Source organism: Pantoea sp. EKM103V, assembly GCF_011800365.1.
Classification (GTDB): Bacteria; Pseudomonadota; Gammaproteobacteria; order Enterobacterales; family Enterobacteriaceae; genus Pantoea; species Pantoea anthophila.
In genome coordinates, this window is the sequence record NZ_JAALFQ010000007.1 from 205,033 (window position 1) to 227,511 (window position 22,479).

General features: G+C 60.8%; 19 protein-coding genes. 12 read left to right on the forward strand and 7 right to left on the reverse strand.

The window, feature by feature from the left end; all coding sequences use genetic code 11:
* Window positions 1-2: 2 nt before the first annotated feature.
* The 9 genes from uca to ettA all read left to right on the forward strand — a co-directional run bounded on the left by uca (window position 3) and on the right by ettA (window position 12,675).
* Window positions 3-3,617 carry an urea carboxylase gene (uca, locus tag HFD97_RS15420; protein WP_167432210.1) on the forward strand — a complete coding sequence of 1,205 codons (3,615 nt, stop codon included), beginning with the start codon at window positions 3-5 and terminating at the stop codon, window positions 3,615-3,617.
* Window positions 3,618-3,626: 9 nt separating this feature from the next.
* Window positions 3,627-4,328, forward strand: coding sequence for a GntR family transcriptional regulator (locus tag HFD97_RS15425; RefSeq protein WP_167432211.1), 702 nt, complete (start codon window positions 3,627-3,629; stop codon window positions 4,326-4,328).
* 27 nt (window positions 4,329-4,355) lie between these two features.
* A complete protein-coding gene (gene urtA, locus HFD97_RS15430) occupies window positions 4,356-5,624 on the forward strand; it encodes an urea ABC transporter substrate-binding protein (protein WP_167432218.1) in 1,269 nt (422 codons plus the stop codon).
* Between the two features lie 91 nt (window positions 5,625-5,715).
* Complete coding sequence (urtB, locus tag HFD97_RS15435; protein WP_167432212.1) at window positions 5,716-7,281, forward strand: urea ABC transporter permease subunit UrtB; 1,566 nt, start codon at window positions 5,716-5,718, stop codon at window positions 7,279-7,281.
* Window positions 7,281-8,354 carry an urea ABC transporter permease subunit UrtC gene (urtC, locus tag HFD97_RS15440; protein WP_167432213.1) on the forward strand — a complete coding sequence of 358 codons (1,074 nt, stop codon included), beginning with the start codon at window positions 7,281-7,283 and terminating at the stop codon, window positions 8,352-8,354. The genes urtB and urtC overlap by 1 nt, the downstream gene beginning before the upstream one ends.
* A complete protein-coding gene (gene urtD, locus HFD97_RS15445; RefSeq protein WP_009092253.1) occupies window positions 8,351-9,142 on the forward strand; it encodes an urea ABC transporter ATP-binding protein UrtD in 792 nt (263 codons plus the stop codon). The genes urtC and urtD overlap by 4 nt, the downstream gene beginning before the upstream one ends.
* Window position 9,143: 1 nt before the next feature.
* Window positions 9,144-9,842 carry an urea ABC transporter ATP-binding subunit UrtE gene (urtE, locus tag HFD97_RS15450; RefSeq protein ID WP_009092254.1) on the forward strand — a complete coding sequence of 233 codons (699 nt, stop codon included), beginning with the start codon at window positions 9,144-9,146 and terminating at the stop codon, window positions 9,840-9,842.
* A gap of 211 nt (window positions 9,843-10,053) precedes the next feature.
* Window positions 10,054-10,818: a DNA-binding transcriptional repressor DeoR gene (gene deoR, locus HFD97_RS15455; RefSeq protein WP_009092255.1), complete on the forward strand. Its 765-nt coding sequence runs from the start codon at window positions 10,054-10,056 to the stop codon at window positions 10,816-10,818.
* Between the two features lie 189 nt (window positions 10,819-11,007).
* Window positions 11,008-12,675 carry an energy-dependent translational throttle protein EttA gene (gene ettA / locus HFD97_RS15460; protein WP_072215507.1) on the forward strand — a complete coding sequence of 556 codons (1,668 nt, stop codon included), beginning with the start codon at window positions 11,008-11,010 and terminating at the stop codon, window positions 12,673-12,675.
* Window positions 12,676-12,720: 45 nt separating this feature from the next.
* Here the strand turns inward: ettA and HFD97_RS15465 are convergent, their stop codons facing one another.
* Window positions 12,721-13,617, reverse strand: coding sequence for a LysR family transcriptional regulator (locus HFD97_RS15465; RefSeq protein ID WP_058957759.1), 897 nt, complete (start codon window positions 13,615-13,617; stop codon window positions 12,721-12,723).
* Between the two features lie 217 nt (window positions 13,618-13,834).
* Here HFD97_RS15465 and HFD97_RS15470 point away from each other — a divergent pair, with 217 nt between their 5' ends.
* Window positions 13,835-14,836: a zinc-binding alcohol dehydrogenase family protein gene (locus HFD97_RS15470; protein ID WP_009092259.1), complete on the forward strand. Its 1,002-nt coding sequence runs from the start codon at window positions 13,835-13,837 to the stop codon at window positions 14,834-14,836.
* Window positions 14,837-14,930: 94 nt separating this feature from the next.
* Here HFD97_RS15470 and nadR read toward each other — a convergent pair whose 3' ends face one another.
* The 3 genes from nadR to serB all read right to left on the reverse strand — a co-directional run bounded on the left by nadR (window position 14,931) and on the right by serB (window position 18,621).
* Entirely contained in the window at window positions 14,931-16,172 is a 1,242-nt protein-coding gene (nadR, locus tag HFD97_RS15475) for a multifunctional transcriptional regulator/nicotinamide-nucleotide adenylyltransferase/ribosylnicotinamide kinase NadR (RefSeq protein ID WP_009092260.1), read from the reverse strand.
* Window positions 16,173-16,247: 75 nt separating this feature from the next.
* Window positions 16,248-17,630, reverse strand: coding sequence for a DNA repair protein RadA (radA, locus tag HFD97_RS15480; RefSeq protein WP_167432214.1), 1,383 nt, complete (start codon window positions 17,628-17,630; stop codon window positions 16,248-16,250).
* 13 nt (window positions 17,631-17,643) lie between these two features.
* The gene (serB, locus tag HFD97_RS15485) at window positions 17,644-18,621 is read right to left on the reverse strand and encodes a phosphoserine phosphatase (RefSeq protein ID WP_046101170.1); all 978 of its coding nucleotides are present in this window, start codon (window positions 18,619-18,621) and stop codon (window positions 17,644-17,646) included.
* A 107-nt stretch (window positions 18,622-18,728) separates the two neighbouring features.
* Here serB and HFD97_RS15490 point away from each other — a divergent pair, with 107 nt between their 5' ends.
* Window positions 18,729-19,379, forward strand: coding sequence for a YtjB family periplasmic protein (locus HFD97_RS15490; RefSeq protein ID WP_140924184.1), 651 nt, complete (start codon window positions 18,729-18,731; stop codon window positions 19,377-19,379).
* 213 nt (window positions 19,380-19,592) lie between these two features.
* Here HFD97_RS15490 and yjjG read toward each other — a convergent pair whose 3' ends face one another.
* The 3 genes from yjjG to HFD97_RS15505 are packed head-to-tail and all read right to left on the reverse strand — an operon-like array spanning window position 19,593 to window position 21,114.
* Window positions 19,593-20,273, reverse strand: a complete 681-nt coding sequence (yjjG, locus tag HFD97_RS15495) for a pyrimidine 5'-nucleotidase (RefSeq protein WP_167432215.1) — start codon at window positions 20,271-20,273, stop codon at window positions 19,593-19,595.
* 18 nt (window positions 20,274-20,291) lie between these two features.
* Window positions 20,292-20,732 (reverse strand): ribosomal protein S18-alanine N-acetyltransferase, encoded by a 441-nt coding sequence (gene rimI, locus HFD97_RS15500; protein WP_009092266.1) that lies wholly within the window; start codon window positions 20,730-20,732, stop codon window positions 20,292-20,294.
* On the reverse strand, window positions 20,704-21,114 hold the full coding sequence (locus HFD97_RS15505; RefSeq protein WP_033736409.1) for a DNA polymerase III subunit psi: 411 nt from the start codon (window positions 21,112-21,114) through the stop codon (window positions 20,704-20,706). Before HFD97_RS15505 ends, rimI begins: the two co-directional genes overlap by 29 nt.
* A gap of 105 nt (window positions 21,115-21,219) precedes the next feature.
* On the opposite strand from HFD97_RS15505, the gene rsmC reads away from it, so the two are divergent.
* A complete protein-coding gene (rsmC, locus tag HFD97_RS15510) occupies window positions 21,220-22,251 on the forward strand; it encodes a 16S rRNA (guanine(1207)-N(2))-methyltransferase RsmC (RefSeq protein WP_009092268.1) in 1,032 nt (343 codons plus the stop codon).
* The last annotated feature ends 228 nt before the right edge of the window (window positions 22,252-22,479 follow it).

Genomic DNA, 22,479 nt, shown 5'->3' on the forward strand with positions numbered 1-22,479 from the left:
TCATGTTCACCACCGTACTGATTGCCAACCGGGGCGAGATTGCCTGCCGCGCCATTCGCACCCTGAAGCGCCTGGGCGTCAAAAGTGTCGCGGTCTACTCTGACGCGGATCGCAACGCGCAGCACGTTAAGCAGGCGGACAGCGCGATCGCCCTCGGCGGCGACAAAGCCAGTGACTCCTACCTGCGCATCGACAAAATTCTGGCGGCGCAGCAGAGCGGCGCGCAGGCGATCTGGCCGGGCTACGGTTTTCTGTCGGAAAGCCAGGCCTTTGCCGAAGCCTGTGACGCGGCGGGCATCGCCTTTGTCGGCCCGACCGCGCAGCAGATTGGCGAGTTCGGCCTGAAGCACCGCGCGCGTGAGCTGGCAGCCAGTGCGGGCGTACCGATGACGCCAGGCACCCCGCTGCTCGCCTCGCTGGAGGAGGCGATTCAGGCTGCCGACGAGATTGGCTACCCGGTGATGCTGAAAAGCACCGCCGGTGGGGGTGGCATTGGCCTGACGCGCTGCGCCGACGCCGACGCACTCGCCAGCGCCTGGGAGAGCGTGCGCCGCCTTGGTGAGCAGTTCTTCAGTGATGCAGGCGTGTTTCTGGAGCGCTGCATCGATCGCGCCCGCCATATTGAGGTGCAGATTTTTGGTGACGGTAACGGTACCGTCGTCGCACTGGGTGAACGCGACTGCTCCCTGCAGCGCCGCAATCAGAAGGTGGTGGAAGAGACACCCGCGCCCGGCCTTTCGCAGGAGACGCGCGATGCCCTGCTCGCCTCAGCGGTGCGGCTTGGAAGGCAGGTGAACTACCGCAGCGCAGGCACCGTGGAGTACATCTACGACGTCAGCCAGCAGGCGTTCTATTTCCTTGAAGTGAACACCCGCCTGCAGGTTGAACATCCGGTCACCGAATGCGTCACCGGGCTTGACCTGGTGGCGTGCATGTTGCAGGTGGCGGCGGGTGATCCGGTGGAGTGGTCACGCCTGCAGCAGCCGCCTCAGGGCGCGGCGATCGAGGTGCGGCTTTACGCGGAAGATCCCCTGAAAAACTTCCAGCCCAGCCCTGGCCTGTTAACCGCGGTCAGCTTTCCTGACGGCGTGCGTGTCGACAGCGGCGTCGAAACCGGCAGCGAAGTCTCCAGCTTTTATGACCCGATGATCGCCAAGCTGATTGTGCATGCCGATAACCGTGAAGCGGCGCTGGAAAAACTGCATCACGCGCTGGATGCAACCCAGCTGCACGGTATCGCCACCAACCTCGACTATCTGCGGCAGATTACCACCAGCGAGGCGTTTCGCAGCGGCAACGTCTGGACGCGCTATCTCGACAGCGTGGTGCCTGCCGCCACCGTGGTGGAGGTGCTGCAGCCCGGCACCTTCAGTTCGGTGCAGGACTACCCCGGCCGCCTCGGCTACTGGGACATCGGGGTGCCGCCTTCCGGCCCGATGGATGACTTTGCGTTCCGGCTGGCTAACCGCATCGTCGGAAACCATGAGGCGGCGGCGGGGCTGGAGTTCACCCTGCAGGGCCCCACCCTGCGCTTCCACTACGACGCGATTGTGGCGCTGACCGGCGCAGAGTGTGACGCGCAGCTTGATGGTGAAGCGGTCAGTTACTGGCAGCCGCTGACGGTGAAAGCGGGACAGACGCTGACGATGGGACGCGCCCGCCAGGGCTGCCGCAGCTATCTGGCGGTGCGCAACGGCTTTGACGTGCCGGAATATCTGGGCAGCCGCAGCACCTTTTCGCTGGGTCAGTTTGGCGGTCACGCCGGACGCACCCTGCGGGTCGCCGACATGCTGCCAGTCTCACAGCCTGCGCGCGCCGCCTGCACCACACCGGCCCCGACTGGCGCGCCGCAGCCGCTTGATGCGTCGCTGATTCCGCACTACGGCAGTGAATGGCGTATCGGTGTGCTCTACGGTCCGCACGGCGCACCGGACTTTTTCACCCAGGCCGCCATTGACGAGTTCTTTGCCAGCGACTGGCAGGTGCACTACAACTCTAACCGTCTCGGCGTGCGGCTGGTCGGCCCGAAACCGACCTGGACCCGCGCCAACGGCGGTGAGGCGGGCCTGCATCCCTCCAACGTTCACGACTGTGAATATGCCATCGGTGCGGTCAACTTCACCGGCGACTTCCCGGTGATCCTGACGCACGACGGCCCGAGCCTCGGCGGCTTTGTCTGTCCGGTAACCATCGCCAGAGCCGAGTTGTGGAAGGTCGGTCAGGTCAAACCCGGCGACACCATCCGCTTCCATCCAATCAGCGCGGAGGAGGCGCTGGCGCGGGAAAACGCGCAGCGTCATCTGATTGAGACGCTGCGCCCGGAACATCCCCCGGCCTTTGCCGTGCCGTCACTGGCTGAAACCGCTCACGGCTCCGCCACGATTCTCGCCGCCCTCGACGCCACCGACACCACCCCGAAAGTGGTCTATCGCCAGGCGGGCGACAAATATGTGCTGATTGAATATGGCGACAACGTGCTGGATCTGGCGCTACGTCTGCGCGTGCATCTGCTGATGAATGCGCTGACGGCGCAGGCAGAACCCGGCGTCGAGGAGCTGTCGCCGGGCGTGCGCTCGCTGCAGGTACGCTACGACAGCCGCATCATCAATCAGTCCGCCCTGATGACGCTGCTGCTGGCGCTGGAGGCGACGCTGGGCGATGTCAGCACGCTGAAGGTCCCCTCCCGCGTGGTGTGGATGCCGATGGCCTTTGAGGACAGCGCCACGCTCGGTGCCGTCAGCCGCTACCAGGAGACGGTTCGCGCCAGCGCCCCCTGGCTGCCGAACAACGTGGACTTTATCCAGCGTATTAATGGCTTAAGCAGCCGGGAGGAGGTGCGCGCGACCCTGTTTAACGCCAGCTATCTGGTGCTGGGGCTGGGCGACGTCTATCTTGGCGCGCCCTGCGCTGTGCCGGTCGATCCACGCCATCGTCTGCTGAGTTCCAAATACAGTCCGGCGCGCACCTTTACCGCCGAAGGCACCGTCGGCATCGGCGGCATGTACATGTGTATCTACGGTATGGACTCGCCTGGCGGCTATCAGCTGGTGGGCCGGACGCTGCCGATCTGGAACACCTTCCTGAAAAATCCGCAGTTCGCGCCCGACGCGCCGTGGCTGCTGCGCTTCTTCGATCAGGTGCGCTTTTATCCCGTCAGTGAAGAGGAGCTGACCCGGCTGCGCGAAGATTTTCGCGAAGGTCGTGGCAGCCTGCGCATCGAAGAGACGCAGTTCGATTTTGCCGCCCACCAGCAGTTCCTCACCGATCACGCCGCTGAGATCGCGGCGTTCCGCCAGCGCCAGGCCGCCGCTTTTGAACAGGAGGTGCAGTTATGGGCGCAGGAAGAGCAGAGCGCGCCGCAGGCTGAGGAGGCGCTGGCCAGCGTCAGCGAAGAGCAGGAGCACGGCGTGGCGGTGCAGGCTGACCTCAACGGCAATATCTGGAAAGTGCTGGTGCAGCCGGGCGACGCGGTCAGCGCCGGTCAGACTCTGATCATCGTGGAAGCGATGAAGATGGAGCTGGCGATTGTCGCCCCGCAGGCCGGTCGGGTCACGCGTATCGCCTGCCAGGCGGGCCGCCCGGTCAGCCCGGGCGATAACCTGCTGTGGCTGGAATAAGGAGCAGCAATGACAAGGCAACCTCAATCCCCAAAAGCGCGCCCGGAGGCGCTGGCAGAGCGGGTCTATCAGGCGCTCAAGGCCGATATCTTCGCCTTTCGCCTGATGCCGGGTGACCGCTTCAGTGAAAGCGAAATCGCCGGACGGCTGGCGGTAAGCCGCACACCGGTGCGTCAGGCGCTGTTCCGGCTGGAGCGCGAAGGCTTTGTGGAAGTGTGGTTCCGCAGCGGCTGGCAGATCCGAAACTTCGATTTCGCCTGGTTTGAATCGCTTTATGACCTGCGCACCGTGCTGGAGTGCGAGGCGGTAAAACGCCTCTGTGCCCTGCCCGCTCCGCAGTGTGCGGCCCTGTTAGCGGAGCTGAACCAGTTCTGGTGTGAGGCAGAGGCGCTCACCGAGGGGCTGGTGGTTTCGCAGCACGATGAGGCGTTTCACATGACGCTGGTGGCAGCCGCGGGCAACCCGGAGATGGCCCGCATCCATGCCGAACTCACGGAGAAGATCCGCATTATCCGGCGGCTCGACTTCACCCGCGACGACCGTATCTGCGCGACCTATCAGGAACATGCAGAGATTTTAAAGGCGATTTTTCAGCAACAGACCACCGACGCGCAACGCATGCTGACCGACCATATCGCCGTCAGCAAGGCGGAAGTCAGGAAGATCACGTTGCATCGCCTGCAGCAGGCCCGGCTCCAGACCATCGAATAACACAACAACCACTCAGGGGTTCAGATGATGAAAAGACGTTCGTTGATCAAAGCTTTTGCGCTCTCCGCCACCGTTGTCAGCATGGGATTAGCCTGGAGTGCGCAGGCGGCTGACACCATAAAAGTGGGGATCATGCATTCCCTCTCCGGCACCATGGCGATTTCTGAAACGCCGCTGAAAGATGTGGCGCTGATGACCATTGATGAGATCAATGCCAAAGGGGGCGTGCTGGGGAAAAAGCTGGAGCCGGTGGTGGTAGATCCCGCCTCTAACTGGCCGCTGTTTGCCGAGAAGGCGCGGCAGCTGCTGACGCAGGACAAAGCGGCGGTGGTGTTTGGCTGCTGGACCTCAGTGTCACGCAAATCGGTGCTGCCGGTATTTGAAGAGCTGAACGGCCTGCTCTTCTATCCGGTGCAGTATGAAGGCGAAGAGATGTCGCCTAACGTCTTCTACACCGGTGCGGCGCCAAACCAGCAGGCGATCCCGGCGGTGGAGTATCTGATGAGCGAAGATGGCGGCAGTGCTAAACGCTTCTTCCTGCTGGGCACCGACTACGTCTATCCACGCACCACCAACAAGATCCTGCGCGCCTTCCTGCACAGCAAAGGCGTGGCGGACAAGGATATCGAAGAGGTCTATACGCCGTTTGGTTACAGCGACTACCAGACCATCGTGTCGAATATCAAAAAGTTTGCGGCTGGCGGCAAAACTGCGGTGGTCTCGACCATCAACGGCGACTCCAACGTGCCGTTCTACAAAGAGCTGGCCAATCAGGGGATCAAAGCCACCGAAATTCCGGTGGTCGCCTTCTCGGTGGGTGAAGAGGAGCTGCGCGGCATTGATACCAAACCGCTGGTCGGCCAGTTAGCCGCCTGGAACTACTTCGAGTCGATCGACAACCCGACCAACGCGAAGTTTGTCGCGGACTACCGCGCCTACGCCAAAGCGCACAATCTGCCGAACGCCGCCACCGTGGTCACCAATGACCCGATGGAAGCAACCTATGTGGGCATCCATATGTGGGCCCAGGCGGTGGAAAAAGCGGGCACCACCGATGTCGACAAAGTGCGGGCCGCAATGGCCGGTCAGACCTTTAACGCACCGGATGGCTTTACCCTGACCATGGACAAAACCAATCACCATCTGCACAAGCCGGTGATGATTGGCGAAGTGGAAGAGAACGGCCAGTTCAGCGTGGTGTGGCAGACCGACAAGCCGGTGCGCGCACAGCCGTGGAGCCCGTACATTGCCGGTAACGACAAAAAGCCCGACTACCCGGTAAAAACCGCGCAGTAAGCGCGCGGCAGACAGGCAGCGTCAATCGCTGCGAAGCGGCAGCACGGCTGTTTAATCCGCCGTGCTGCCTCCCCCTGACGAGGCTCTCTTTATGACTCTATGCCGCTGCTTATTCAGCCTGCTGCTGCTGATGCCGCTGCTGGCCAGCGCCGGACCGGCGGCTGACTTTGCCGCCGCCAGCCGCAGCCAGCAGGCCACCCTGCTGCAGCAATGGGCCGCCGCGCCGGACAGTCAGCGCCTGCCGCTGCTGGAAGCGCTGCACGCCGAAACGGTCGTCATCGACCAGAACAAACAGCCCTTCAGCCAGCAGGGTACACAGCTGACACCGCTGGAGGGTGCGGCTCAGCCCGCAGGCAACCTGAAAAAACTCTTTATGAACAACCGGCTGCGCGTGCTGGTGAACAATGCGCTGGCCGCCCACCAGCTGGTGAGCAGTGATGCCGCGCTGCGCCTGCGCGCCGCGCAGCAACTGCAGAATGGGGGGGTTGCCGACCAGCTGCCGCTGCTGACGCAGCGCCTCGCCGCCGAGCAGGATAGCCGGGTTCATGCCGCCTTAGCGCTGGCGCTGGCTAACCTGCAACTGGCAGACAGCAATCCGATGGTGCGCCTGCGTGCGGTCAATCTGCTGGGTGAGTCCAGCGATCCTGACACCCAGGCCAGCCTGCAACGCCTGACTCAGCCCGCAAATGAACCGGATGCCACGGTGCGGGCTGCGGCGGCGGACAGCCTGCAACAGATTCAGCAGCGGCTGCGGTGGGGCGATCTGCTGGGTCAGGCCTTCAGCGGCCTGTCGCTGGGATCGATCCTGCTGCTGGCCGCGCTGGGCCTGGCGATCACCTATGGCCTGCTCGGGGTGATCAATATGGCACACGGCGAAATGCTGATGCTCGGCGCGTACGCCACCTGGTGGGTACAGAGCCTGTTTCAGCAGTTTGCGCCGCACTACCTGGCCTGGTATCCGCTGCTGGCGCTGCCGGTCGCCTTCCTGGTCACCGCCGCCGTCGGTATGGCGCTGGAGCGCACGGTGATCCGCCATCTCTATGGCCGCCCCCTGGAGACGCTGCTCGCCACCTGGGGGATCAGCCTGATGCTGATTCAGCTGGTGCGGGTGCTGTTCGGGGCACAAAACCTGGAGGTAGCGAACCCGTCGTGGCTGTCAGGAGGATTGCAGGTGCTGCCTAATCTGGTGCTGCCGTGGAACCGCATCGCGGTAATCCTGTTCGTGGTATTTGTGCTGGCGCTCACCTGGCTGCTGCTGAACCGCACCCGCCTGGGCATGAACGTGCGCGCCGTGACGCAGAATCGCGCCATGGCGGAGTGCTGCGGCGTGCCGACCGGCCGCGTCGATATGCTGGCGTTCGGACTCGGCTCCGGCATTGCCGGGCTGGGCGGCGTGGCGCTGTCGCAGCTGGGCAACGTCGGCCCGGAACTGGGTCAGGGCTATATCATCGACTCGTTTCTGGTGGTGGTGCTGGGTGGCGTCGGCCAGCTGGCGGGCACCGTGGTCGCCGCCTTCAGTCTGGGCATTCTGAACAAAGTGCTGGAGCCGCAGATTGGCGCGGTCCTGGGCAAGATCCTGATTCTGGTGCTCATCGTGCTGTTTATTCAGAAACGTCCACAGGGGCTGTTTGCGGTGAAAGGAAGGGTGACTGACTGATGACGCAACCTATCACGCTTCGCGTGGCGCGCACCGCCCCACGCCTGACCTTTACCCTTGGCCTGGTTATCACCCTGGCGCTGCTGGTGATGCCGTTTCTGGCGCTGCTGCCCGCTACACATCCGCTGGCAATCTCCACCTACACCCTGACACTGGTCGGCAAAATCCTCTGCTATGCGGTGGTCGCCGTGGCGCTGGATCTGGTGTGGGGCTACGCCGGCCTGCTGTCGCTGGGCCACGGCCTCTTTTTTGCCCTGGGCGGCTACGCCATGGGCATGTACCTGATGCGCCAGGCCGCCGGGGAAGGCTTGCCCGCCTTTATGTCCTTTCTCTCCTGGCGTGAGCTGCCCTGGTTCTGGGCCGGCACCGACTCCTTCGCGTGGGCGCTCTGTCTCAGCATGCTGGTGCCAGGCCTGCTGGCGCTGCTGTTTGGCTTCTTCGCCTTTCGCTCAAAAATCAAAGGCGTCTACTTTTCGATTATGACTCAGGCGCTGACCTACGCGGGCATGCTGCTCTTCTTCCGTAACGAAACCGGTTTTGGCGGCAACAATGGCTTTACCGGCTTCACCACCCTGCTCGGCTTTTCGGTCACGGCGACCCCGACCCGTATCGGACTGTTTGTCGCCACGGTGCTGCTGCTGCTGCTGAGCCTGACGATCGGCTTCGCCCTAGCGCGCAGCAAATTTGGCCGGGTGCTGACCGCCGTGCGGGATGCGGAGAACCGCCTGACCTTCTGCGGTTACGATCCGCGCGGCTTCAAGCTGTTTGTCTGGACGCTCTCCGCGGTGCTGTGCGGCTTGGCCGGGGCGCTCTATGTGCCGCAGGTCGGCATCATCAACCCTGGCGAGATGTCCCCCGCCAACTCGATCGAAGCGGCGATCTGGGTGGCGCTGGGCGGACGCGGCACGCTGATTGGCCCGCTGCTGGGCGCAGCGATCGTTAACGGCGCGCGCAGCTTCTTCACCGTCGCCTTCCCGGAATACTGGCTCTTTTTCCTGGGCCTGATGTTTATCCTGGTCACGCTGTTTCTGCCGCACGGCGTGATTGGCCTGCTGCGCCGGAGAAAAAAATGAGTGATGCCCTGTTTACCCAACCCCAGTTAGCGGATCGCCACCGGGTGCAGCGCGATCCGGTGCTGCAGCTCGATAAGATCAGCGTCTCCTTTGAGGGCTTCCGGGCGCTGACCGATCTCTCGCTGCAGATCGGCGTCGGTGAGCTGCGCTGCGTGATCGGCCCCAACGGCGCGGGCAAAACCACGCTGATGGATGTGATCACCGGCAAAACCCGGCCGGATGCAGGCCGGGTGATCTACGACCAGGACAGCGATCTGACCCGTCTGTCACCGGTGGCGATCGCCCGCGCCGGGATTGGCCGTAAGTTCCAGAAACCCACGGTTTTTGAAGCGCTGACCGTGTTCGAGAATCTTGAGATCGCCCTCAGGGCCGACAAATCGGTGTGGGCCTGCCTGCGCGCCCGCCTCAACAGCGAGCAGCGGGACCGGATTGATGAGGTGCTGAAGCTGCTGCGGCTGGGCGGCGAGCGCCAGCGCCGGGCGGGTCTGCTGTCGCACGGCCAGAAGCAGTTTCTGGAGATTGGCATGCTGCTGGTGCAGGAGCCGCATCTGCTGCTGCTGGATGAACCGGCGGCGGGCATGACCGATGCGGAAACGGCCTACACCGCCGAACTGTTTCGCAGCCTGGCGGGGAAACATTCGCTGATGGTGGTAGAGCACGACATGGGCTTTGTGGAGACCATCGCCGACCACGTTACGGTGCTGCATCAGGGACAGGTGCTGGCGGAGGGATCGCTGCGCGAGGTGCAGGCCAACGAGCAGGTTATCGACGTTTATCTGGGGCGCTGAGATGTTACAGGTTACTGAACTGAATCAATATTATGGCGGCAGTCACATCCTGCGCGGCCTCTCGTTTGAGGTCAGGATTGGCGAAATCACCTGCCTGCTGGGGCGCAACGGCGTGGGAAAAACCACGCTGCTGAAGTGCCTGATGGGCCTGATCCCGGCGAAGTCGGGGGAGATTCACTGGCAGCAGCAGCGGATGAATGGCCGCAAACCGCATCAGCGGGTGCAGGCTGGCATCGCCTATGTGCCGCAGGGGCGGGAAATTTTTCCGCGTCTGACGGTGGAGGAGAATCTGCTGATGGGCCTGTCACGCTTTCCGGCGGCAGAGGCACGGGCCGTCCCGGAGGAGATCTATCAGCTCTTCCCGGTGCTGCAGGCGATGAAGTCACGCCGGGGCGGCGACCTCTCTGGCGGCCAGCAGCAGCAGCTGGCGATCGGCCGGGCGCTGGCCTGTCGGCCGCAGCTGCTGATCCTGGATGAGCCGACCGAAGGGATCCAGCCATCGGTGATCAAAGAGATCGGCGCGGTGATCCGCCAGCTGGCGCAGCGAGGCGATATGGCGATCCTGCTGGTTGAGCAGTTTTATGATTTCGCGGCCGAACTGGCGGACAGCTATCTGGTGATGTCCCGCGGTGAAATTGTGCAGCGAGGCCGCGGCGACGCCATGGAGGCAGAAGGCGTGCGCGGCCTGGTGGCGATTTAACGCCCGGCTTACAGTAAGCCGGTCGCCACTGAGCAGTGGCGCGATTCCCCCGCGCGCCAGAGGTTTGCGGCCCTTACAGATTGCAGGTAAGATTGAGTGCCAGCCTGGCGGATGAGACGCAACTCATTCAAATCTGTGAGGTTTGTCGCGTATCGACGCCGATTCCGGCGTCCTTCCTCCGCACTGCAGGATAGGGAACAGAGAGATGACCATGGAAACCCGGCGCGATGAACGCATCCAGAAACTGACGCAGGCGCTCAAACGCACCGACAAACTCCATCTGAAAGATGCGGCCCGGCTGCTGGGCGTCTCTGAGATGACGGTTCGCCGCGATCTGACCGAGCCGGGCTCCAGCGTAGTGCTGCTGGGCGGCTATATCGTCAGCGATCCCAAAAGTCATGCCGGTCACTATTTTGTCAGCGACCAGCACGGGCAGAACGCCGCCAGAAAGCAGCGGCTGGCTCAGGTGGCCGCTAGCCTGGTCAGCGAGAACGACACGGTCTTTTTTGACTGTGGCACCACCCTGCCCTATATCATTGATGCCCTCCCCGACACGCTCTCTTTTACCGCCATCTGCTGCGCCATGAACACGTTTCTGGCTCTGAAAGAGAAACCGGCCTGTCACGTGATCCTGAGCGGCGGGGAGTTTCATGCCGACAATGCGCTCTTTACGCCGGTGGGTGTGCACACCCTTCTCGACGATCTCTGCCCGACGCTCGCCTTTATCTCTGCGGCCGGGATCGACAAAGATCAGGGCGCAACCTGCTACAACACCAACGAGCTGACGATGAAACATCATGCCATGCTGCGCGCCCGGCAGTCGGTGCTGGTGGCGGACAGCAGCAAATATGGCAAAGTGCTGCCCGCCCGCATCGGCGACCTGCAGCGCTTCGATCTGCTGGTCAGCGACAGTGCCCCCGACCAGGCCCTGCAGACCTGGCTGACGCAGCAGGCTATTCCCCTGCGTCTGCCCTGAGGCCGGAGGCCAGCCGGTCTCTGCCCGCCTTTTCATATGGCTCTCCGGTGAGCCGGACAAATCAGCGTCTTATGCCTGACCGCCCCCGACCCGCGAATATTCGCCGCCCCCCGGCTGGGATTAAGGGGTGAAAAAGGCTAAACTTCGACATCATTCCAACGACCAACAGACCCAGAGGCTCAAACCAACGTGGCTCAATTCGTCTATAGCATGCATCGCGTCGGCAAAGTGGTTCCGCCGAAGCGACATATCCTGAAGAACATCTCGCTCAGCTTCTTCCCTGGCGCTAAAATCGGCGTACTCGGCCTGAATGGCGCGGGTAAATCGACCCTGCTGCGCATCATGGCCGGCATCGATAAAGATATCGAAGGGGAAGCGCGTCCGCAGCCAGGCATCAAGATTGGCTACCTGCCGCAGGAACCGCAGCTCAACCCTGAACACACCGTGCGTGAGTCGATTGAAGAAGCGCTGTCGGAAGTGGTTGGCGCACTGAAACGCCTTGATGAAGTTTACGCACTCTACGCTGAAGAGGATGCTGATTTCGACAAGCTGGCCGCTGAACAGGGTCGTCTGGAAGAGATTATCCAGGCGCACGACGGCCACAACCTGAATACCCAGCTGGAACGTGCAGCCGATGCGCTGCGTCTGCCAGACTGGGATGCGAAAGTCGCGACCCTTTCCGGTGGTGAACGTCGCCGTGTTGCCCTCTGCCGCCTGCTGCTGGAAAAACCAGACATGCTGCTGCTGGACGAACCGACTAACCACCTGGATGCGGAATCTGTCGCCTGGCTGGAACGCTTCCTGCACGACTTCGAAGGCACAGTCGTCGCCATTACGCATGACCGTTACTTCCTGGATAACGTGGCAGGCTGGATCCTGGAGCTGGACCGTGGCGAAGGCATTCCATGGGAAGGCAACTACTCCTCCTGGCTGGAGCAGAAAGATGCGCGTCTGGCGCAGGAAGCCTCTTCTGAAGCTGCCCGTCGCAAGTCGATTGAGAAAGAGCTGGAGTGGGTTCGCAAAGGACCAAAAGGCCAGCAGTCTAAAGGCAAAGCCCGTCTGGCACGCTTTGAAGAGCTGAACAATACCGACTACCAGAAGCGTAACGAAACCAACGAACTGTTCATTCCGCCAGGTGCCCGTCTGGGTGACAAAGTGCTGGAAGTCAGCAACCTGCGTAAGTCCTATGGCGACCGTGTGCTGATTGACGATCTCTCCTTCTCCGTGCCGAAAGGCGCGATTGTCGGGATTATCGGTCCGAACGGCGCGGGTAAATCGACGCTGTTCCGCATGATGTCCGGTCAGGAACAGCCTGATTCCGGCAGCATCGTGCTGGGCGACACCGTCAAGCTGGCCGCTGTGGATCAGTTCCGCGACAGCATGGACAACTCGAAAACCGTGTGGGAAGAAGTTTCCGGCGGTCAGGATATTATGCGCATCGGTAACACCGAGATGCCAAGCCGCGCCTATGTCGGACGCTTTAACTTTAAGGGCGTCGATCAGGGCAAACGCGTGGGCGAACTCTCAGGCGGTGAGCGTGGTCGTCTGCACCTTGCGAAGCTGCTGCAGGTTGGCGGCAACATGCTGCTGCTCGATGAACCGACGAACGACCTGGATATCGAAACCCTGCGCGCACTGGAAAACGCCCTGCTGGAGTTCCCGGGCTGTGCCATGGTCATCTCGCATGACCGCTGGTTCCTGGACCGTATCGCCACCCATATTCTGGATTACCAGGATGAGGGCAAAATTGAATTCTTCGAAGGTAACTTTACCGAATACGAAGAGTACAAGAAGCGTACCCTCGGCGCAGATGCGCTGGAGCCGAAGCGCATCAAGTACAAGCGTATGACGAAGTAAAGATACAAACGGGCGGCAGCGATGCCGCCCTTTTTTTTGGCTCAGTCAGCGATAAAAATCCCTGAACACCGGGGATTGCAGCGCGAACTCGATAAAGCGAGCCAGCGCCGGAGAGTGCAGTTTGCGCCCCGGATAGACCAGCCAGAGTTCATTCCCTTCAATCTCCCATTCCGGCAGAACGGGTACCAGACGCGGGTCCGCCATCGCGCCATCGGTCAGAAAGTGCGGCAGCAGCGTGATACCGGCATCACCCAGCGCGCATTCACGCGCGTAGAGCAGATTATCGGTGAGGTGGCCTGGCGGCAGCAGCCAGCGGTAGAACTCATCATCGCGCTGTAATACCCACTCATTCCAGGCGCGATGGGCAATACAGCGGTGCGCAGAGAGTTGCTGCGGATGAACCAGCGGCGGATGCTGATCGAGATAGCCCTGCGAGGCGACCAGCAGTCGCGGGCAGTTACCGATCCGGCGGCCAATCAGCGACGACTCGTGCGGCTGACCGGTGCGCAGCGCCACATCGAATCCCTCCTGCACCAGATCGCGCATCTCGTCGGAGATCGACACATCCAGCGTCACATCGGGGTAGAGGCGTAAAAATGCCGCGTTACAGCGTGCCAGCAGCGTCGCGCCGATCCCCGCCGGGCTGGTGATGCGCAGACGACCGCTGGGATTTTCACGCAGGCTGGCGATCGCCTGATCCGCGCGTTCACTCGCCTGCATCATCTCCTGACAATGCAGCAGATAGCGCTCACCGGCAAAGGTCAGATTGAGCTGGCGGGTTGTGCGGTTCAGCAACCGAATCCCTACCCGCTGCTCCAGCTGGCTGATGCGCTGACTGACGCTCGATTTCGGCAGTCCCGCCCGCTCTGCCGCGCCGGTAAAGCTGCCGCACTCCGCCACCAGCGCAAAGAGCGCCATATCCTGCCACTGCCGGAAGGCCATTGTTCACCTCAGACGAACACTCTATGAAAGATTGTCCATCTTATCACCGCTAAAACCAGGTTCTACACTTAAACCTGTTCCAGATCGTGACGCCAGTCTGCCACGGACAGCGCATCACCCGCCGGGCGGCCTCTTCACCGGCTGGCGTGCACTGCCCAGGGCCAGAATGGCAACTGACACTCTCCAGGCTTTGAGCCTGACTTAACAGGAAAATGCTATGTCTATTCGCGCTATCGCTATTAATCCGGAAAGTCCTGAAAACTTCACAGAAATCTTCCCTGAAACCCCGACGCCCGGTGAGTATGACCTGCGGGTCAGCGTCAAAGCCGCCTCGGTCAACCCGGTCGACACCAAAGTCCACAAAGGGGCGATCAAAAATGGCTTACAGGTGCCGCGTGTTCTCGGCTGGGATGCCAGCGGCGTCGTGCTGGAAGTCGGCAGCAAAGTCAGCAACTTCAAACCCGGCGATGAGGTCTTTTACGCGGGCGACCTGACCCGTCCTGGCAGTAACAGCACCGAGCAGCTGGTGGATGCGCGCATCACCGGCCACAAGCCCGAAAGCCTGGACTGGGCGCAGTCGGCGGCCATTCCCCTGACGGCGCTGACCGCCTGGGAAGGCCTGTTTGAGCGGCTGAACCTGGAGACGGCAACCGAGGATCAGACACTGCTGATCGTCGGCGGCGCTGGCGGTGTCGGATCGCTGGCGATCCCGCTGGCGAAGCTGCGCAGCAAGGTTCAGATCATCGCCACCGCCTCCCGCGAGGACTCCGCGCAGTGGTGCCGCGATCGGGGCGCCGACAAGGTGATCAACTACAAAGATATGATCGGTGAGCTGGAGAAAGAGGGCATTAAACAGGTGGACTACATCTTCTGCCTGAATGATACCGACGGTCACTGGGAGACGATGGCAAAACTGATCGCCCCGCAGGGCCATATCTGCACCATCGTGGAAAATGAGCATCCGCTGTCGATGGATCAGCTGAAGCTGAAGAGTGCCGCTCTGCACTTCGAGCTGATGTACACCCGCAGCATGTTTAAAACGCCCGATATGGCGCGCCAGGGCGAGATTCTGGATGCCGTTTCGGCATTGCTGGATGAAGGTAAACTGCAGACCACACTGAGCGAGACGCTGCACGGCTTAAGCGTTGAGACCTTAACCGCTGCCCATCAGCGTGTGCTGGAAGGTCACATGCGCGGCAAAGTGGTTATGGTCTATTAATCCGGCTGTTCTGCGGCGGCGGTGAAAAGCAACAGCCGCCGCGCTGAGGATGTATGTATGAAGTAGCCCGGTGCAGACCGGGCTATGACAGACCTTACGGCTGAACGTTCTTCTCGCCCAGCACCCCTTTGACCAGTTCAATACAGCGCAGGAAACGGGTGTCGTAGTCATCTTCCTGGACATGGACGAAGTCGATGTTGTTTTCCCGCAGCATCGTGACCAGCATGGACTGAAACTCCCGCCGATCCACTGAGCTGCCCAGGCTGCGTAAGCCATCCGCCACCCAGGGCACGTTGTTCTCCAGCAGAATCACCAGATCAAAGCGATACTCATCGATCAGCGCCTGCACAAACGGATGCTCACGCCCTTCATACTTCAGACAGAACGCCTGAGTCGTCACGAAGTCAGTGTCGATAAACGCCACTTTATTGGCATATTTCACCGCGAAATCGATGTACTGCGCCTGTCCCAGCGCGATCTTGTCGTAATCAGAATATTGCAGCGCCATTTCGTCACCGCCCAGATGGGAAAAGACATAGTCGCGGCCATATTCCCAGGCACTGGTGGTGTTGAAGATGTTGGCGAGTTTGTTCACCAGCGTCGATTTACCGCTCGACTCGCCGCCGAGGATCGCCACGGTACGCACAAAGAAGGGTTTAACTTCTGTCGGGATGTACTCCCAGAAGCGGAACGGATCCTGACGGATCTGCCCGCCGCTGATGCTCATAAAGGATCGGTTGGGATCGACCAGCACGGTCTGAATGCCCAGGTGCTGCTGATACATCTCCGCATCCGGCGCTTCGCTGGTGTAGATACAGTCCGCAGCAATGCCGTGCTCGCTGAGGAAAGCGCTGACGCCCTCACTCCAGACATCCCAGCCATGCGGATAGGGTTCAATCCCCTCCTCGTTGAAGGCGTGAATGCGGATGTTTTTCTGGTACTTAAAGGTCTGCAGCAGCCAGCGCAGGCGATCGCTGACCGTCGGTTGCTGGGACATGGCGCTGTTCTCAAACAGCTCCCGATCGCGCGGCTCATCGTAGCCCATGATGATGTGCAGCTCATCCACCTGACTGCAGGCGCGCTGGATCAGATAGATATGGCCGGTATGCAGCGGATAGAACTTACCGAATACCACGCCCACCCTTTTATCACGGCGCGGAAATTCCAGCCCCAGAAAGCGGTGCAGCGCTTCCAGCTTCTGCGCGCTGGGACTTTTGATTTTGGCATTGAGCAACTGGCTCAGATAGCCTTTGGTCATGCCGCTGGCGTCAGCGACCTGTTGCAGCGTGTGCCCCTGCTGGCGAATGGCCGTTTTCAGATACTCAAACGACGACATGTCGTGCCTCCTGCATCAATGCGGTTAAGGTGGGTGCCGCCTGCCCGTGGTTTTTCCGGGCAGGCGTCAGGCGCGTTACAGATCGTCCAGAATCGCCAGCGCATCGGCCAGCTTTTTCGCGCTGAAAACCTGCATCCCGGCAATCGGTTTTTTCGGCGCATTTCCTGCCGGAACGATGGCACGTTTGAAGCCGTGCTTCGCCGCTTCCGAGATGCGTTCCTGACCGCTGGGCACCGGACGGATCTCACCGGCCAGCCCCACTTCGCCGAAGATCACCAGATCCTGCGGCAGCGGACGATCGCGCAGACTCGACACCATCGACAGCATCAGCGCCAGATCGGCGCTGGTTTCGGTGACTTTGACGCCGCCCACGACGTTGACGAACACATCCTGATCCGCCATCTGCAATCCGCCATGACGGTGCAGCACCGCCAGCAGTATGGCCAGGCGGTTCTGCTCCAGCCCGACCGCGACGCGACGCGGGTTGCCCATCATTGAGTGATCGACCAGCGCCTGAATCTCCACCAGCAGCGGTCGCGTTCCCTCCCAGAGCACCATAACCGAGCTGCCTGAAGTTATCTCTTCACCGCGCGACAGGAAGATCGCTGACGGATTGCTGACTTCGCGCATGCCCTGTTCGGTCATGGCAAACACCCCCAGCTCATTGACCGCACCGAAGCGGTTTTTATGACTGCGCAGGGTGCGGAAGCGGGAGTCGGCATCGCCATCCAGCAGCACCGAACAGTCGATGCAGTGCTCCAGCACTTTCGGACCGGCCAGCGAGCCATCTTTCGTGACGTGCCCCACCATGATGATCGCCACGCCGCGCGTTTTGGCGAAGCGTGTCAGGTAGGCGGCGGTTTCCCGCACCTGGGCGACGCTGCCCGGCGAGGACTGGATCTCCGCCATGTGCATCACCTGGATCGAGTCGATCACCATCAGCTGCGGCTGCTCCTGCTCGGCGATCAGGCAGATCTGCTCAATGCTGGTTTCCGACAGCATGTTCACATTTTCGGTGGGCAATCCCAGACGATGGGCGCGCATCGCCACCTGTTGCAGGGACTCTTCGCCGGTGACGTACAGGGTTTTCATCCCTTCCGACAACCGACACATCACCTGCAGCAGCAGCGTGGATTTACCGGCGCCGGGGCTGCCGCCAATCAGAATCGCACTGCCCGGCACCACGCCGCCGCCCAGCACCCGATCAAACTCTTTAAAGGTGGTGGAGAAGCGCGGGAGTGCCTCCAGGCTGATTTCTGACAGTTTCTGAACCCGGCTGGTGCTGGCGCTGCCGGCATAGCCGCTCAGGCGCTCGTTGCGCGCAGCCGCGGGTGAGGCGGCAATGCGCACCTCGGTGATGGTGTTCCAGGCGTGACAGGCGCTGCACTGCCCCTGCCAGCGTGGGTAATCTGCGCCGCATTCGTTACAGACAAATGCGCGTTTTGCCGCTTTGGCCAAATCAATTCCTCAGTTAACGCTCTTCGTGGATCAGGCTGCCGGTCAGGATGCAGAACACCCCCATGAGATCGGCATGGCGAATGGTGACCGCAGTCTGCTCATTCACCTTAGGTTTAGCATGGAACGCAATGCCCAGCGCGGAGGCTTTGATCATCAGCAGGTCATTGGCTCCGTCGCCAATCGCGACCGTCTGTTCCGGCGCGATATCAAAACGCTGCGCCAGCTTCTTCAGCGTATCGGCTTTATATTGTGCGTCGACAATCGGACCCAGCACGTTGCCGGTCAGTTTGCCGTCGCGGATTTCCAGTTCGTTGGCGACCACGGCCGACAGATGCAGCTTATCGCGCAGGTATTCGGCGTAGTAGGTGAAGCCGCCGGAGGCGATAGCCACCTGCCAGCCCAGCGCCTGCAGCTTCTGCGTCAGGGTGGTTAAGCCCGGCATTAAAGGCAGCTCATCACGCACCTGTTTCAGAATATTGGCGTCTGCGCCCTGCAGGGTGGCAACGCGCTGACGCAGGCTGGCGCTGAAGTCGAGTTCACCGCGCATCGCGCGTTCTGTCACTTCTGCTACCTGCTCTCCGCTACCTGCCAGTTTAGCGATCTCGTCGATACATTCGATCTGAATCGCGGTGGAGTCCATATCCATCACCAGCAGACCGGGGGTCTTGAGGTAAGGGATTTTACCCAGCGGCGCCACGTCCAGTCCGGCATCGTGCGCCAGTTTAGTCGCAAACGGCGTCAGCGAGCCCGCCAGGCGGATCACCTGATACTCATCGACGTTCCAGGCGCTGACAATCACCATCGCTGCACCCAGCTGATGCTGATAATCGGTCAGCCGTTGCTTATCCAGCCCGCGGCCATACAGCAGCCAGCCGGTGCGGCCAGCGCGATAATCCAGCGGCATCACTTCATCACCGCTAAGAGAAAGGGGCAAACCCGGCCAGAGAGAGACATCGGCGGGAAGATCGCACCAGGTTAAACGATTTGGCATCAGAGCTCCTGTAGGGACAACAAAACCACGCAAGAGGCTACCCTGTCTGCGTCGCTTCTGGCAACATAATCTCCAGGCTTTCTGTTGTGACATGACCCGGATGAGTAATGGCTAAAACCGCGCTGAAATTTCGCTTACATCGTACCGTGATCGTTCTCATCTCGATGACGCTGCTGGTCGCCCTGATGCAGGGCGTCTCCTGGTTCAGTACCGGTCATCAGATGGCGCGTTCTGAACAGGTCGAAGAGCTGGCTCATACGCTGACCAGCCAGGTGGCGTTCAGCCTTAAGCCGTTGATGGACAACAGTGAAAACAACCGTAATCAGATAGAAGCGATTCTGAATCAGATGACGGCGAACAGCCGCATTCTGGATGCGTCGGTGTATGACGGTGATGGCAGCCTGGTGGCGCACAGCGGAGAAAACATTAACGTGCGCGACAGGCTCGCTCTCGACGGGCAGCGTGCGGGCAGCTATTTCAACCATCAGATTGTGCAGCCCCTGGCCGGAAACGATGGCCCGCTGGGCTTTCTGCGCGTGACGCTGGACACCCATGTGCTGGTCACCGACTCACATCAGGTCGACAACACCACCAATATTCTGCGCCTGATGATGCTGCTGGCGCTGGCCATCGGCATTATCCTCTCCCGTACCCTGCTGCGCCACCGCCGTACCCGCTGGCAGCAGTCACCGTTCCTGCTCACCGCCAGCACGCCGGTGCAGGAGGATCGGGATGAAGATGATGAGAAGAAAACGTAGCGGTTCAGGACGCGAGCACAGAACTCAGTCAGGGAGCTGGTGAGGCCGAGCCTGCGAAGGGAACACGGTCAGATCGGAAAGTCGCTTAAACCCTCCCTGGCCGCTCGGCCCGCGCCATCCATGGCGCGGGACGCTTTCCTCCTCTGCCCGTATTCCCTGCGCATCAACTCTGTCTATTGCTGTCAGATTTACTTGTACTTGTATTCGGATCTGTCAGCCGATCAGCAGCGCTTCCAGCTCAGCCAGCGATTTGACCTGCCAGGTCGGTTTGATATGTTCCGGCAGCGGCCGGGTGCCATCATCGAGCCAGCAGGTTTTCACCCCGGCATTCATGCCGCCGAGAATATCGGATTCCGGCGTATCCCCGACCATCAGCACCCGCTGACGATCCGGATTGCCCATCAGGTTCAGCGCATAATCAAAAATCTCCACCGCCGGTTTTGGCACGCCGACCTGCTCAGAGATTACCAGCGCCGAAAAGTAGTCGCGGAAACCGGTGCGCTCCAGGCGCGTCTGCTGCAGCGCGGTAAAGCCGTTGGTGATGATGCCCATCTTTACCCGACCGTGCAGCTGCTTCATCAGGCTCACCGCGCCTGGCAGCGGCGTACAGATCTCGCCCATTGCGGTCAGGAAGCCGCTGTTGAGGATCTCCGGGGCGACGCTGAGCTTTTCGCTCCAGTGATTGAAACGCTGGGTCTGTAGCTGCAACGCGGTAATCGTGCCGTTCTGGTAATCGACCCAGAGCGGCTTGTTAACCGCCTGATAGTCACTGTAATCCTGGTCGGAGAACTGCACGTCATAACCGGCGAACAGCCGCTGCAACCCGGCATAAGCATCGAAATGAAAAAGGGTATCGTCCGCATCAAACAGGATGCAATCCCACTGTTCTGACATTAAAGCTCCTTAGCACCGCTACAGCGTCAGCGCCATCATCAGGGCATCTTCACGCCCGCTGGCGGTGGGATAGTAGTTGGAACGACGGCTCACCTGGTTGAATCCCATCTGCTCATAAAGCGCAATGGCGGGCAGATTGGACGCCCGGACTTCGAGCCACAGCGTCAGCACATCGCGTTTTATTAACTCGTCGATCAGATGCTGCAACAGCTGACGGCCAAATCCCCGGCGCTGCCAGGCGGGATCGACCGCAATGTTAAACAGCGACGCTTCATCCAGCACCACCTGGGTAATGGCAAAGGCGGCCATTTTTCCTTCGGCATCCAGCCGTAAATTGAGGAAGCGCTCGCCCTGATTGCTGGCAAACGTCTGTTCACTCCAGGGAAACGCGTGACTGCGACGCTCGATGGCAAAGGCCTCGGCCCGATCGTCAGGGGTGAGTAAAGAGATGGCTGTCATGGTTACACATCTGTTGCCAGAGCGCGCGTCTGGCGACGCCGCTGCTGATCAGTTCATTGAAAGCGGCGCTGGTCAGTGCCACGCCATTAAAAGTCTGTGCACTCTCAACCCCAAGCAGCCAGCCGGCGCAGTTCAGCGTTTCCGGCAGCATCTGGAGTTGATCCGGCGTCACGGTCATCACCTGGGCGGGTTGAAGATTGAGCGTCTGCAGCACGTCGCGCATCAGCGGTTCATCCAGCCCGGGGGGCACGTCAGCGACAATGATTAACTGCGTGTCCGGCGCCAGCGTGACGGCAATTTCGCCCTGAAGCACGCGCGGGCGGCGCAGTTGATACTGCGTAATTCCCATTTGCTGTAAAAGCCAGTCGCGCCTGGACGTCATGGTGTTACCTGTTGGCTGCCTGAATGCGACGCTATGCTAGCAAACCCATCGAACATGCGCCAACAAACCACTATAATCCCCGCTCAGATCTTACAGGAGCTCTACATGTCTGCTTTTACCCCGGCCAGCGAAGTCATTCTGCGCCACAGTGATGAATTTACCGCCCGCCACGTTTTATTTGCTGGCGATTTGCAGGATGACCTGCCCGCTCAGCTGGAAACCGCCTCGTCGCGCGTACACACCCAGCAATATCATCACTGGCAAAACCTGAGCCGCCGTATGGGCGAACAGGCGCGTTATGGACTGGTTGCGCAGGCGGAAGATGTGCAGGGCTGCGATACGCTGGTGTATTTCTGGACCAAAAATAAGCCGGAAGTGCAGTTCCAGCTGCAGAATCTGCTGTCGCTGCTGCCGGTGGGCTGCGACGTGTTCGTGGTCGGTGAAAACCGCAGCGGCGTGCGCAGTGCAGAAGGCATGCTGGAGTCCTGGGTAACGCTGGAGAAGATCGACAGCGCGCGCCGCTGTGGTCTCTATCACGGTCGCCTCGACGCACAGCCTGACTTTGATGCCGGCGCCTTTGGTCAGCAGTATCAGATGGATGATCTGACGATTCACACCCTGCCAGGCGTCTTCAGCCGCGATGGTCTGGACAGCGGCAGTGCCCTGCTGCTCTCCACCTTTACGCCACACACCAAAGGAAAAGTGCTGGATATGGGCTGTGGCGCAGGCGTCATTGCCGCCTCACTGCATGCCCGTTCGCCTAAAGTACGCCTGTGGCTGTGTGACGTTCACGCGGCGGCGATTGAAGCGAGTAAGGCGACGCTGGCCGCCAACGGCATTGAGGGCGAGGTCTTCCCCAGCAACGTCTTCTCTGACGTCACCGGACGTTTCGACATGATTATCTCTAACCCGCCGTTCCATGAAGGCACGCAGACCAGCCTCGATGCGGCACAGGCGTTAATCCGTGGCGCGGTGAAGCATCTGAACACCGGCGGTGAACTGCGTATCGTTGCCAATGCCTTCCTGCCCTATCCACAGGCGCTGGATGAGGCGTTCGGCAGCCATGAAGTGATCGCACAGACTGGCCGCTTTAAAGTTTACCGTGCCGTCTATGGTCGCGGTGCGAAAACCCGTTAATCCTTTTTTCCGCTACTGACCGCGTTGCCGGGCTGAAAATGTTGCTTTTTAGAGCGATCGTTTCAGCCCGACGAAATAGTTGTTGACGCAAAGAGTAAAATCTCTAGAATGCGCCTCCGTGGTTGTAACATTCTCAGGGTGTTACGGGTATGCGAAGGTGGCGGAATTGGTAGACGCGCTAGCTTCAGGTGTTAGTGTCTTAACGGACGTGAGGGTTCAAGTCCCTCT